Here is a 13,638-nt window from a genome sequence, read left to right on the forward strand (position 1 = left end):
CCATCCGGTCGAGGACGGCGTGCACGGCCGGGACGACGTTCTCCCCGTCGACCTCGATCACCGCGTCCCGCGGAGCCCGCAGCGCGGTGTGCAACACAGCCCGGTCCTCGGTCGTGTTGATCCGCTCCCCGCGGAACATGGCATCACGCAGGGCGAACACATCGGTGGCCGTGGCCAGTTCGGTCAGCAGGGCGAGGGTGTCGTCGGTGACCAGGTGCTTGGAGTAGTCGATGCGCAGGTCGCCCACGTGTACGACGTACCGCTGCGCGCGGGACGGGTCGGCGGCGAACAGTTCGCGCAGGTCCGGCTGCGGCAGCGCGTCCGTGCGGTGGTTCTCCAGGGCGGCCCACTCGGGGCGCCGGGTCGGCTCGGGGACGTCAGACATGAGCGGGGATCTCCTCGGTGGCCTCGCCGCGCAGGGCGATGGCGTACATCTCGTCCGCGTCGAGGCGCCTGAGCTCCTCGGCGATGAGTTCGGAAGTGGGACGGACCTTCAGCGCCAGCCGCCGCGAGGGCTGGCCCGGCAGGGTCAGCGTGGCCAGCGGGCCCTCGGGCCGGTCGATGACGACCTCGCCGTCCGCGGTGCCCAGACGGACCGCCGTGACGACCGGCCCGGCGGTCACCACCCGGTCGACGGTGACCCGCAGCCGTGCCTCCAGCCAGCGCGCGAGCAGTTCGGCGGCCGGGTTGTCGGCCTCGGCCTCCACGGCCGCCGAGGTCACCGTCGCCCGCGCCTGGTCCAGCGCCGCCGCCAGCATGGAGCGCCACAGCGTCAGCCTGGTCCAGGCGAGGTCGGTGTCGCCGGGTGCGTAGGCGCGCCTGTGGGCCTCCAGCATGTCCATGGGGTTCTCGACCGCGTACAGGTCGGTGATCCTGCGCTGGCCCAGCGCGCCCAGCGGGTCCTTCGCCGGGTTCTCGGGCGCGTCCGCCGGCCACCACACCACCACCGGCGCGTCCGGCAGCAGCAGCGGCAGCACCACCGAGTCGGCGTGCTCGGACACCTCGCCGTAGGTCCGCAGCACCACCGTCTCGCCGGTGCCCGCCTCCGAGCCGACCCGGACCTCGGCGTCCAGCCGGGAGTGGGTGCGCTCGCGCGGGGTGCGGGCGTGCCGCTTGATGACGACCAGGGTGCGCGAGGGATGCTCGTGCGAGGCCTCCTCGGCCGCCTTGATCGAGTCGTAGGCGTTCTCCTCGTCCGTGACGATCACCATCGTCAGGACCATGCCCACGGCCGGTGTGCCGATGGCGCGGCGGCCCCGCACCAGCGCCTTGTTGACCTTGCTTGCCGTGGTGTCGGTCAGGTCGATCTTCATGGCCTGCGCCAGCTCCGTCCGTCTTGTGCGAGCATCTCGTCGGCTTCCGCGGGTCCCCAGCTGCCCGAGGCGTACTGCGCCGGCCGGCCGTGAGACGCCCAGTGCTCCTCGATCGGGTCGAGGATCCTCCAGGACTCTTCCACTTCCTGGTGGCGGGGGAACAGATTGGCGTCCCCCAGCAGGACATCCAGGATGAGTCGTTCGTACGCCTCCGGGCTGGACTCGGTGAACGACTCGCCGTAGGCGAAGTCCATCGTCACGTCCCGCAGCTCCATCGACGTCCCCGGCACCTTGGAGCCGAACCGGACCGTCATGCCCTCGTCCGGCTGGACCCGGATGACGATCGCGTTCTCGCCCAGTTCCTCGGTGGCGGTGGAGTCGAAGGGGGAGTGCGGCGCCCGCTGGAACACCACCGCGATCTCGGTGACCCGGCGGCCGAGCCGCTTGCCGGTGCGCAGATAGAAGGGGACGCCCGCCCACCGCCGGTTGTCCACTTCGAGCTTGATCGCGGCGTAGGTGTCCGTGGCGGAGGCCGGGTCGATGCCCTCCTCCTCCAGATAGCCGGGCACCTTCGCGCCGCCCTGCCAGGCGCCCTGGTACTGCCCGCGCACCGTGTGCCGGCCCAGGTCGTCCGGGAGCTGCACGGCCCGGAACACCTTCAGCTTCTCGGTCAGCAGCGAGGCCGCGTCGAAGGAGGCGGGCTCCTCCATGGCGGTGAGCGCCATCAGCTGCAGGAGGTGGTTCTGGATGACGTCGCGGGCGGCGCCGATGCCGTCGTAGTAGCCGGCCCGGCCGCCGATGCCGATGTCCTCGGCCATGGTGATCTGCACGTGGTCGACGAAGGACCGGTTCCAGATCGGCTCGAACATCTGGTTGGCGAAGCGCAGCGCCAGGATGTTCTGGACGGTCTCCTTGCCCAGGTAGTGGTCGATCCGGAAGACCTGCTCCGGGTCGAACACCTCGTGCACGATCGCGTTGAGTTCCCGGGCCGACCTCAGGTCGTGCCCGAACGGCTTCTCGATCACCGCGCGCCGCCAGGAGCCCTCGGGGGCGTCGGCCAGCCCGTGCTTCTTCAGCTGCTGGACCACCTTCGGGAAGAACTTCGGTGGTACCGAGAGGTAGAAGGCGTAATTGCCGCTGGTGCCCCGGGAGGCGTCCAGCTCCTCGACGGCCGAGCGCAGGTGCTTGAACGCCGCGTCGTCGTCGAAGTCGCCCGGGACGAACCGCATGCCCTCGGCGAGCTGCTGCCAGACCTCCTCGCGGAACGGCGTGCGGGCGTGCTCCTCGACCGCGTCGTGCACCACCTGCGCGAAGTCCTGGTCCTCCCAGTCCCGGCGGGCGAATCCGACCAGCGAGAAGCCGGGCGGCAGCAGGCCGCGGTTGGCGAGGTCGTACACGGCCGGCATCAGCTTCTTGCGGGACAGGTCGCCCGTCACCCCGAAGATGACCAGGCCGGAGGGGCCCGCGACCCGGGGCAGGCGGCGGTCCCGGGGGTCGCGCAGCGGGTTGGACCAGTCGGCCTCGGGCGCGGGGAGGGCCATCAGGGCCTCCGCCGGTTCCTCCGGCGCGGTCACCGGGGCGTCCGAAGCCGCCGCGGTCACCGGGGCGTCCGAAGCCGGTTCGGGCTTGTCGTGGGGGGCGTCCGCCGTCGGTTCGGGCGCCTCCGTCCCGTCGGGGGTGTCCGCCGTCGGGGGTGTCGTCTCGTCGGTCATTCCGCGTCAGCTCCCTTGCTGTCGAGCGACTTCGTCACCGCGTCGAGCAGCTCCTGCCAGGCGTCCTCGAACTTCGCGACGCCCTCGTTCTCCAGCTGCCGCACCACCTCGTCGTACGAGATCCCGAGCCGCTCCACGGCGGCCAGGTCGGCCCGCGCCTGGGCGTAACCGCCGGTGACGGTGTCGCCCCGGACCACCCCGTGATCGGCGGTGGCCCTCAGCGTGGCCTCGGGCATCGTGTTGACGGTGCCGGGCGCGACCAGCTCCTCCACATACAGGGTGTCCTTGTACGCCGGGTCCTTCACCCCCGTGGACGCCCACAGCGGGCGCTGCTTGTTGGCCCGGGAACCCCCGGCCGGCGCCGGCCGGCGCGCACCCGCGAAGGCCTCCTCGTACGCCTCGTAGGCGAGCCGCGCGTTGGCGAGGGCCGCCCGGCCCTTCAGGGCGAGGGCCTCGCCCGTGCCCAGCACCGTCAGCCGCTTGTCGATCTCGCTGTCGACGCGGGAGACGAAGAAGGAGGCGACGGAGTGGATCGCGGCCAGGTCGAGCCCGGCGGCATGCGCCTGCTCCAGACCGGTGAGGTAGGCGTCCAAGACTTCGCGGTAGCGCTCCAGCGAGAAGATCAGCGTGACGTTGACGCTGATCCCGGCGCCGATCACCTCGGTGATCGCGGGGAGGCCGGCCGCGGTCGCCGGAATCTTGATCATCACGTTGGGCCGGTCCACCAGCCAGGCGAGCTGCCGGGCCTCGGCGACCGTGGCCGCCGTGTCGTGCGCCAGCCGCGGGTCGACCTCGATGGAGACCCGGCCGTCCCGGCCGCCGGTCGCCTCGTACACGGGCCGCAGGACGTCGGCGGCGGCCCGGACGTCGGCGGCGGTCATCATCCGCACGGCCTCGTCGGCGGTGACACCCCGCACGACCAGGTCGGCGAGCTGCTCCTCGTAGCCCGCTCCGGACCCGATGGCGGCCTGGAAGATCGACGGATTGGTGGTGACACCGACCACGGTCCCGGCCTCGACGAGCGCGGCGAGACTGCCGGAGGTCAGGCGCTCCCGGGACAGGTCGTCCAGCCAGACCGACACGCCCGCGTCGGACAGTCGCCTCAGTGCTCCCGCGCTCGCGGTTGCTTCGCTCACAGTGATCATCTTCTCTCTCGCGGTCGCGTCAACCGCGCGTGGCGGCCAGGGATTCCCTGGCGGCGGCCACGACGTTGTCGGGGGTGAAGCCGTATGCGGCGAACAGGGTCTTCGCGTCGGCGGAGGCGCCGAAGTGTTCGAGGGAGACGATGCGTCCTGCGTCACCCGTGAACCGGTACCACGTCAGTCCCACTCCGGCCTCGACCGCAACGCGGGCCTTCACGGACGGCGGCAGGACCCGCTCGCGGTAGGCGCGCGGCTGCTCCTCGAACCACTCCACGGACGGCATCGACACCACCCGGGCGCCGATCCCCTCGGCCTGGAGCATCTCCCGCGCGGCGACGGCCAGTCGCACCTCGGAACCGGTGGCGATCAGGATCACGTCCGGGGTCGGTCCGGCGGACTCGGCCAGGATGTAACCGCCCTTCGCCGCGTCGGGGTTCGGCGCGTACGTCGGTACGCCCTGACGGGTGAGCGCCACACCGTGCGGGGCCGGACGGGTGGTGTGCCGCTTCATGATCTCCGCCCAGGCGATCGCGGTCTCGTTGGCGTCGGCGGGGCGGACGACGTTCAGCCCGGGGATGGCCCGCAGTGCGGCCAGGTGTTCGACGGGCTGGTGGGTGGGGCCGTCCTCGCCGAGGCCGATGGAGTCGTGCGTCCACACGTAGGTCACCGGGAGCTGCATCAGGGCGGACATACGGACGGCGTTGCGCATGTAGTCGGAGAACACCAGGAAGGTGCCGCCGTAGACGCGGGTGTTGCCGTGCAGGGCGATGCCGTTCATCTCCGCGGCCATCGAGAACTCGCGGACGCCGAAGTGGACGGTGCGGCCGTACGGGTCGGCCTCCGGGAGCGGGTTGCCCGCCGGCAGGAAGGAACTGTTCTTGTCGATGGTGGTGTTGTTGGAGCCGGCCAGGTCGGCGGAACCGCCCCACAGCTCCGGTACGACCGCACCGAGCGCCTGCAGCACCTTGCCGGAGGCGGCCCGGGTGGCGACCGCCTTGCCGGGCTCGAACACCGGCAGCGCCTCCTCCCAGCCGTCGGGGAGCCGTCCGGCGACGATCCGGTCGAACAGCTCGGCCCGCTCCGGGTTCGCCTCGCGCCAGTCGGCGATCCGCTTGTCCCACGCGGCGTGCGCCTCGGCGCCCCGGTCCAGTGCCCGGCGGGTGTGGGCGAGGACCTCGTCGGCGACCTCGAAGGTTCGCTCGGGATCGAAGCCGAGGACGCGCTTGGTGGCGGCGACCTCGTCCGCGCCGAGGGCCGAACCGTGCGACGCCTCCGTGTTCCGCGCGTTCGGGGCGGGCCAGGCGATGATCGTGCGCATCGCGATGATCGAGGGCCGCCCGGTCTCCGCCCGCGCCGCGTTCAGCGCCGCGTACAGGGCGCGCACGTCGATGTCGCCGTTCTCCTCCGGCTCGACGCGCCGCACGTGCCAGCCGTAGGCCTCGTAGCGCTTCAGCACGTCCTCCGAGAAGGCGGTGGCGGTGTCGCCCTCGATGGAGATGTGGTTGTCGTCGTAGAGCAGGACGAGGTTGCCGAGCCGCTGGTGGCCGGCGAGCGAGGAGGCCTCGGCGGACACGCCCTCCTGGAGGTCGCCGTCGGAGACGATCGCCCAGACGGTGTGGTCGAAGGGGGACTCGCCCGCGGGGGCCTCCGGGTCGAACAGGCCGCGCTCGAAGCGGGCGGCCATCGCCATGCCGACGGCGTTGGCGACGCCCTGGCCGAGCGGACCGGTGGTGGTCTCGACGCCGGCGGTGTGGCCGTACTCCGGGTGCCCCGGCGTCTTGGAGCCGTGGGTGCGGAACGCCTCGAGGTCGTCGAGGCCCAGCTCGTAGCCGGCGAGATACAGCTGGGTGTAGAGGGTCAGCGAGGTGTGACCGGGGGACAGGACGAAGCGGTCGCGACCGGTCCACTCGGGGTCGGCCGGGTCGTGCCGCATCACCTTCTGAAAGATCGTGTAGGCGGCCGGGGCCAGGCTCATCGCCGTCCCCGGGTGGCCGTTGCCGACCCGCTGCACGGCATCCGCCGCCAGCAGGCGGGCGGTGTCGACGGCACGCCGGTCGAGTCCGGTCCAGTCCAGCCGGTGCGGTGTCTGTGTGCTCATCTTCAAGAAACCCTCGATCCGAGCGGTGGAGCTGCCGTTACGCGTTCAAAAGTAAAAGTCTGACTTTTTCGGGGGAAGGTCGCGGTGTGCCAGCCTGTGGTGAATGTGGGACACCGGGCGCACGATCGAGGTGTGCGCGGCAGACGGATGACGGACATGGGAGACATGGCAGGAAGAGACCCGGCGGGCGGAGGGCGAAGCGGCGGCGGCGACGACGGTGACGGGATCAGAACCTTCCCCTTCCCGGTCGACCGGAGTGTCCTCGGTGTCGGCATGCAGATCGCCCCGATGGGCCCCGACCGCACCTGGCGCGCCGACGCGCCGCTGGACCGGGTGCACCGCATCGACTTCCACATCGTGATGCTGTTCGACGGCGGACCGGTCCGGCACATGGTCGACTTCACCGAGTACGAGGCCACGGCGGGCGACCTGCTGTGGATCCGCCCGGGGCAGGTCCACCGTTTCTCGCCCGGGAGCGAGTACCTCGGAACCGTCCTCGCCATGCAGCCCGGTTTCCTGCCCCGCGCCACCGTCGAGGCCACCGGCCTCTACCGCTACGACCGGCAGCCCCTGCTCCGCCCGGACCCGGCCCAGCTCACCGCGCTCAGGGCCGCCCTCGGCCAACTGCGCCGCGAGTACGAGGACACGGCCACCCTGCCGCTGAGCCTGCACACGGCCGTGCTGCGGCACTCCCTGACCGCGTTCCTGCTGCGCCTCGCCCATCTCGCGGCCAGCTCGGCCGAGGCGGCCCGGGAGCCCTCCGGCACCACCTTCACCCTGTTCCGGGACGCGGTGGAGCACGGCTTCGCCACCAACCACAGCGTCAGCGCCTATGCCGACGCGCTCGGTTACTCCCGGCGCACCCTGGTGCGCGCGGTGCGCGCCGCCACCGGCGAGACGCCCAAGGTCTTCATCGACAAGCGCGTGATCCTGGAGGCCAAGCGCCTCCTCGCGCACACCGATCTGCCGATCGGCCGGGTGGGGGCGGCCGTCGGGTTCCCGGACGCGGCGAACTTCTCCAAGTTCTTCCAGCAGCACACCGACACGACCCCCGCGGCGTTCCGCGCGGAGCTGCGGTGACCGAGGTCGCGGGGCAGGTGCGGTGGTCGCGGGCGGCCCGTCCGGCCCACGGGCGCGGGCGGGACGGGAGGTGCGAACGGACGGGTCCGGACAGGCGAAAGGGGCCCCACGCGCGCGTGGGGCCCCTTCTTCCCGGCCGATGAGGGCCGGTGTGGGGGGTGCTCAGTGGCCGAAGGTGAACCAGTTGACGTTCACGAAGTCCGACGGCTGGCCGCTGGTGAAGGTCAGATGGACGTCGTGCGTGCCGGTCACGTCGCCGATGTTCGCCGGGATCGTCCGCCAGGACTGCCAGCCGCCCGTGTTGCCCACCGCGAAACTGCCGATGGGCGCGTTGCTCCGGCTGTCCAGGCGTACCTCGACCAGCCCGCTGACGTTGGAGGCCGCACCGCTCGCCACCCGCGCGGAGAACTGACGGGCCGCGGTGGAGCCGAAGTTGACGCCCTTGAACTGCAGCCAGTCACCGTTGGCCAGCGCGCCCACGTTCTGGCCGCCGCCCGAGTCCGAGGTCGACTCGGTCATCACGCCGGACTGGGCGTCGAAGGACTCGGCCTGGATGGCGCCGTACGCGTCGCGGTTGCCGGTCGGCGGGGGAGTGGTGCCACCGCCACCGGAGGACAGCACCTGCACGTAGTCGACGAGCATCGAGTGCCCGGGCTGGGTGCCCGCGTCCGGGCCGCCGCCGAAGGCGTCGGGGAAGCCGCCGCCCATCGCCACGTTGAGGATGATGAAGAAGCCGTGGTCCGTGGCGTTGCTCCAGGTCGTCGCGTCGACCTGGTTCTCCCGCACGGTGTGGAAGGTGTTGCCGTCGAGGGAGAAGCGGATCTCCTCCACGCTCGTCGAACGGTCCCACTCCATGCGGTACGTGTGGAAACCGGCCTGACACGTCGTGCCCTGGCAGGTGGTCGAACCGCCGATGCCGCTGGTCTCGTTGCAGGGGCCGCCGGGCGAGGTGCCGCAGTGCATCGTGGCGAACACGGTGTTGTTGCCCTGCGTGTTCTCCATGATGTCCAGCTCGCCGACGGCGGGCCAGTTCCAGTAGTTGCCCCGGAAGGGGGCGCCCAGCATCCAGAACGCCGGCCAGTAGCCCTTGGCGGCGGCGCCGGTGACGTTCGGCACCTGGATACGGCTCTCCACGCGGAGCTTGCCGCCGGCCGGGGGCTGGAAGTCGGTGCGGTTGGTCTCGATGCGGCCGGACGTCCAGTTGCCGGAGGCGTCGCGCCGCGGGGTGATGCGGAGGTTGCCGTTCCCGTCGAGCGAGACGTTGTCCCGGTTGGACGTCATCGTCTCGATCTCGCCGGTGCCCCAGTTGGCGGGGCCGCCCGGGTAGCCCTTGCCGGTCGCGTACTGCCAGTTGGAGGTGTTGACACCGCTGCCCGCGGAGCCCACGAAGTCGTCGGCGAAGACCTGGGTCCAGCCCGACGGGGGAGGCGGCACGGAAGCGCTCGCGGAGGGGCTCGCCGCGGTGGCGGCGCCCGCGGCGAGGGCCAGCGTGCTGACGACGGCGAGGAGCGCCCGCCTCAGGGGACGGGGTCTGCGCGGAGTGCGGGGTGTGCCGGAGGTGTCGCTCATGTGGGGAAGCCCTCTCGGGTACGGGTGGTCTGTTCGAAGAGGTGCCGTCGAGAGCCCGGAACATCGCCTGAGAGCGCTCTCATATCGCCGCCAATGTGGTCTGTGGCCGTTGCGTCGTCAAGAGGTGTCACCGAGAAAGTCCTCTGGGGCGTGGAGGGTTCACCTCTCGAATGACGCGAATGGGTGCAAGCGCGCCAGGCCCGCACGACGGGCGCGGCGCCCGGGAGGATCCCGGACGCCGCGTTTCCCGCTCCGTTCGACCATGCCGCGCGGGGCGCTCAGACCCCGGTCGGCACCCGTGGCCGGGGCTCTTTCGCCGGCTCCTCGTGGAGGCCGAAGCGGTCGTGCGCCCGGCGCAGGGGGGCCGGGGCCCACCAGGCCCGGCGGCCGAGCAGGGCCATGGTGGCCGGGACCAGGAGCATGCGCACGACGGTGGCGTCGATGAGCACGGCCAGGGTGAGGCCCAGGCCGATCTGCAGAATGGGTGAGAAGCCGCCCGTCATGAAGGCCGCGAAGACGACCGCCAGCAGCAGCGCCGCGCAGGTCACCACCCGGCCGGAGCGGCGCAGGCCGGTCACCACGGCCTCCCCTTCGTCGCCGGTCAGCCGCCGTGCCTCGCGCATCCGGGCCAGGATGAACAGCTCGTAGTCCATGGCGAGCCCGAACGCGATCGCGACGATCAGCGGTGGCGCGGTGAGACTGAGCGCGCCCAGACCCTCCGCACCCAGCAGCCCGGCCAGATGACCGTCCTGGAAGACCCACACCACCGCTCCGAGCGCGGCCGCCAGGCTGAGCAGGGTCGTCGCGATGGTCCGCAGCGGCAGCAGCACGGAACCGGTGAACGCGAACAGCAGCACGAAGATGCCGGCCAGGACGGTCACGGCCGCCCACGGCCCCCGCTCGGCGAGCATCTCGCGGAAGTCGACCAGCCGGGCCGCCGTGCCGGTGACCTCGACCGGTGCGTCGCCGCGCACCTCCCGCACCCGCTCGACCAGCTCGGTCGCCTCCGCGCCGTCGGCCTCGCCGGGCGGCCGGATCTCGATCACCGAGGTGCCGCCCGGCAGGTCACGTGTCTTCGTGCCCGGCGACAGGGCCCGGATCCGGTCGGCGGTCGCGGCATCGGCGCCGGGCCGGACCACCACGGTGATCGGCGAGACCCCGGTGCCCGGCGGGAAGTGGTCGCCGACGGTGTCGTGCAGCTGCCGGGCCTCGGTGTCCGTGGGCAGTTGCCGGGCGTCCCCCACGGCGATGCTCATCCCGGACACGGGCAACGCCAGGACCAGCAGCGCCGGTACGACCACGGCCGGTACGGCGACCCTGCGCCGGGCCGCGAAGCGGGCGAGCCGGGCGAAGAACCGGCCCTCCTCGCCCTCCGGCCGCGTCTTCGCCGGGGCGATCCGCCCGCCGAACCGCACCAGCAGCGCGGGCAGCAGGGTGAGCGCGGCCAGCATGTCGATGACCACGACGGCGGCGACCGCGAGGCCCATGCTGCGCAGGAACACGCTCGGGAAGACCAGCAGCCCGGTGAGGCTGACGGCCACCGTGAGCCCGGAGAACAGCACCGTCCGCCCGGCCGCCGCGACCGTGCGGTGCACCGCCTCCACGACGTCCTCGGTGTGCCGGCGCTCCTCCCGGAAACGCACCAGCATCAGCAGCGCGTAGTCCACGGCGAGCCCGAGCCCCAGCATCGTCGTCACCTGGATCGCGTACACGGAGATGTCGGTGACCTCGCTGAAGCCGAACAGCGCCAGGAAGGCCCCCGCGATCCCGCTGACCGCGATCACCAGCGGCAGCAGGGCCGACCGCAGCCCGCCGAACACGACGAGCAGCAGTGCCAGCACCACCGGCAAGGAGATCAACTCCGCGTTCTTCACGTCCTCCTGGGCCCGCTCACCGAGCTGCCGTCCCAGCAGCGGACCTCCGCTCACATGGACGTCGGGGGCGTCGATCTCCCTGATCCGGTCGGCCGCCGCGTCGAGCGTCCGCTCCTCGGCATCGTCGTCCAGACCGCCTTCGAGGGTCACGGGGATGATCAACGCCTGCCCGTCCTCGGCGGTCAGACCGGGCGTGGCGTACGGGTCGGGCACGGCGGCGACCCCGGCGACCCGGCGGACGTCGGCGACGGCCCGCCCGACGTCGGCGCGCAGCTCCGGGTCCGCGACGGCGGTGCCGGCCACCACGCCGGAGATCGACTCGCCCGCCGGGTCCACCCGGTCCAGGTACCGCGCGGCCGACTCCGATTCGGTTCCGGGGACTTCGGGCACGTTGTCGGAGAGCCGCGCGAAGACGCCCGTCCCCAGCCCGAAGCCCAGCAGCAGAAAGAGCCCCCACAGGAGCATCACGGTCAAGGGGCGGCGGGTAGCCGCCCGGGCGAGTGCGAAGAGCACGGTCCCTCCCGGCGAGTGATGGTTCGTCATCGCCCCCAGACTCGTGCCGCGGGGCGGGTCACCGGATCGCCGGAGCGAGGGGTTCGCGGCCCTCGCCCGTACGGGGGAGACGGCCCCCTCCCTCACCCCTCAGAGGGAGCCCGGGGTGATCAGGCCCGTCTCGTAGGCGCGGATCACCGCCTGAACCCGGTCCCTGAGACCGAGCTTGCTCAGGACATTGCTCACGTGGGTCTTGACGGTGTGCTCACTGACGAACAGGGTCGTGGCGATCTCCGCGTTGGACAGGCCCCGGGCCAGCAGCCGCAGGGTCTCCACCTCGCGGGCGGTGAGCGCGTCCAGGCGCTGCGGGGTCGGGGCCTCGGCGGCCCGTTCCCGGCGGCGCCGCACGATGTCCGCGACCAGCCGCCGGGTCACCGCCGGGGCGAGCAGCGAGTCACCGGCCGCGACGACGCGTACCGCGTGGACGAGGTCGTCGCGGCGGACGTCCTTCAGCAGGAAGCCGCTGGCGCCCGCGTACAGCGCCTCGTACACGTACTCGTCCAGGTCGAAGGTGGTCAGCATGACCACCTTGCACGCCGATTGCGCGCACACCCGACGGGCCGCGTCCAGGCCGTCCATCACCGGCATGCGGATGTCGAGCAGCAGCACGTCCGGGGCGTGCCGGCGGACCGCCGCGACGGCCTCCTCGCCGTCGCCCGCCTCGGCGACCACCTCGATGTCGTCCTGGGCGTCGAGGATCATGCCGAAACCGGCCCGGACCAGCTCCTGGTCGTCGGCGACGACCACCCGGATGCTCACCCGAGGGCCCCCTGCCGGTCGGCGGCCACGGGCAGGCGCACCACGACCCGGAAGCCGCCGTCCGGGCCGCTGCCGGTCTCGGCGCTGCCCCCGCAGGCGGCGGCCCGCTCCCGGATGCCGATCAGCCCGTGTCCGCCGACCGGCGCGGACGGGCCCCGTCCGTCGTCCGTCATCGTCAGGGTCACGTGGTCCTCCGCCCAGTCCAGCTCCACCACCGCGCGGGAGGCGCGGGCGTGCTTCACGGTGTTGGTGAGTGCTTCCTGGACCACACGATAGGCCGCGACCTCGGTGTCCGAGGGCAGTGGGCAGGGCTCACCGGTCGTGCGCAGTTCGGTGCGCAGCCCGGTGGACTCCTGCACCTGCCGGACGAGCCGTGGCAGGGCGGCCACGCTCGGCTGCGGCAGCCGCGCGACCTCGCCCTCCGGCCGTTCCTCCGTCAGCACGCCGAGGATCCGCCGCAGTTGGGCCATCGCCTCCCGGCCCGTCGTGGCGATGGTGTCGAAGGTGGCCTCCGCGCGCTCGGGATCCTTGCGGACCACCACCGGCCCGGCCTCCGCCTGCACCACCATCAGGCTCACCGCGTGCGCCAGGATGTCGTGCATGTCCCGGGCGATCCGGGAGCGTTCCTCCGCCCTGGCCCGCGCCGTGTCCGCGGCACGCTCCCGCTCCAGCCGGCGGGCCCGGTCCTCCAGCTCGGTGGTGTAGGCGCGCTGGACCCGGGCGAGCATCCCGAGGGCGTAGGCGCAGACGAGGCCCATCAGATGGAAGGCGTACTCGAAGGGCTGCTTGTCGGCCTGGTGCCGCATGGTCACCACGACCCCGATCACCCAGCCCGTGAGCATCAGCCGGCGCTGCCAGGGCCGGGCCAGGGCGGCCATGGTGTACAGGACGACCATCCCGCCGTACATCACGTCCGGCGGGGGCGCGTGGTAGAGGGCCTGCGCCGGGGTGGCGGACGACACGGCCCACGCGGACGCGCACGGCGACCGCCGCCGCCAGATCAGCGGTACGGCCGTGGCGGCGCCCAGCAGCCAGCCCTGCCACGTCAGCCGGTCGTCGCCCTCGTCGGGGAAGATCCACTGCAGGGACACGGCGAACAGCACGAGCGCGGCGAGTGCCGTGTCGAGCGCGTACGGATTCGCCGTGCGCCAGCGGGTGACGACCGGCGTGAAGGCGGACCGGAGGGACATGAGCGGCTCCTCGGGGCGGGGGCCGTTCCAGTATCACGAGGGCGGGGGAGCCCGGTCCTCACCGGTGAGAGGGATTTCGCGGTCGGGCGGCCGGCCCAGAACCGGGAGATGCCGCGGGCCGCGGGCCGCAGTGCCGGGATCAGGACGGGACCCGCGCGTCGGCCTGGCGGACGACGACCGACACGGCGGCGCTCACCGCGCCGTCCGGCCCTCGCACCGGGGCGGCCACCGACAGCGCGTCCGAGGTGATCCGGCGGTCGCCCACCGCGACGCCCGAGCGCCGCACCTCGGCCGGCGTCCGCCGCGACAGGGAGGCAGGGTGCTCGGGGCGCGGTCGCGCGGCCCACCG

10 protein-coding genes and 1 pseudogene are annotated in these 13,638 nt (G+C 72.5%); 1 reads left to right on the top strand and 10 read right to left on the bottom strand.

All coding sequences use genetic code 11. From position 1 onward, the window contains the following. The 5 genes from IE178_RS27965 to tkt form a co-directional block, all read right to left on the bottom strand. Positions 1-385: phosphoglucose isomerase-related protein (locus tag IE178_RS27965; protein WP_498370646.1), on the bottom strand; the 385-nt coding region annotated here is incomplete at its 3' end. Then, positions 378-1,313 carry a glucose-6-phosphate dehydrogenase assembly protein OpcA gene (opcA, locus tag IE178_RS27970; RefSeq protein WP_184763168.1) on the bottom strand — a complete coding sequence of 312 codons (936 nt, stop codon included), beginning with the start codon at positions 1,311-1,313 and terminating at the stop codon, positions 378-380. The genes opcA and IE178_RS27965, both read right to left, overlap by 8 nt. Beyond that, positions 1,310-2,854, bottom strand: a complete 1,545-nt coding sequence (gene zwf / locus IE178_RS27975; protein WP_193514286.1) for a glucose-6-phosphate dehydrogenase — start codon at positions 2,852-2,854, stop codon at positions 1,310-1,312. The genes opcA and zwf overlap by 4 nt, the downstream gene beginning before the upstream one ends. A 167-nt stretch (positions 2,855-3,021) precedes the next feature. Next, positions 3,022-4,170: a transaldolase gene (gene tal, locus IE178_RS27980; protein ID WP_193514222.1), complete on the bottom strand. Its 1,149-nt coding sequence runs from the start codon at positions 4,168-4,170 to the stop codon at positions 3,022-3,024. Between the two features lie 19 nt (positions 4,171-4,189). Continuing rightward, entirely contained in the window at positions 4,190-6,265 is a 2,076-nt protein-coding gene (gene tkt, locus IE178_RS27985) for a transketolase (protein WP_193514223.1), read from the bottom strand. A gap of 165 nt (positions 6,266-6,430) precedes the next feature. Here tkt and IE178_RS27990 point away from each other — a divergent pair, with 165 nt between their 5' ends. Beyond that, entirely contained in the window at positions 6,431-7,345 is a 915-nt protein-coding gene (locus IE178_RS27990; RefSeq protein ID WP_193514224.1) for a helix-turn-helix transcriptional regulator, read from the top strand. A gap of 162 nt (positions 7,346-7,507) precedes the next feature. Here IE178_RS27990 and IE178_RS27995 read toward each other — a convergent pair whose 3' ends face one another. The 5 genes and pseudogenes from IE178_RS27995 to IE178_RS36280 all read right to left on the bottom strand — a co-directional run. After that, positions 7,508-8,914: a glycoside hydrolase family 16 protein gene (locus IE178_RS27995; RefSeq protein WP_193514225.1), complete on the bottom strand. Its 1,407-nt coding sequence runs from the start codon at positions 8,912-8,914 to the stop codon at positions 7,508-7,510. A 278-nt stretch (positions 8,915-9,192) separates the two neighbouring features. Further along, on the bottom strand, positions 9,193-11,301 hold the full coding sequence (locus IE178_RS28000; RefSeq protein ID WP_193514287.1) for an MMPL family transporter: 2,109 nt from the start codon (positions 11,299-11,301) through the stop codon (positions 9,193-9,195). Between the two features lie 129 nt (positions 11,302-11,430). After that, positions 11,431-12,099: a response regulator gene (locus tag IE178_RS28005; protein ID WP_193514226.1), complete on the bottom strand. Its 669-nt coding sequence runs from the start codon at positions 12,097-12,099 to the stop codon at positions 11,431-11,433. Further along, entirely contained in the window at positions 12,096-13,289 is a 1,194-nt protein-coding gene (locus tag IE178_RS28010) for a sensor histidine kinase (protein WP_318280282.1), read from the bottom strand. Before IE178_RS28010 ends, IE178_RS28005 begins: the two co-directional genes overlap by 4 nt. Positions 13,290-13,372: 83 nt before the next feature. Continuing rightward, positions 13,373-13,608: pseudogene (locus IE178_RS36280) on the bottom strand (IclR family transcriptional regulator domain-containing protein); the annotation flags it as partial. Positions 13,609-13,638 lie beyond the last annotated feature (30 nt).

It is taken from the genome of Streptomyces griseoloalbus, from assembly GCA_014650015.1.
In the GTDB taxonomy this organism is placed as follows: domain Bacteria; phylum Actinomycetota; class Actinomycetes; order Streptomycetales; family Streptomycetaceae; genus Streptomyces; species Streptomyces griseoloalbus.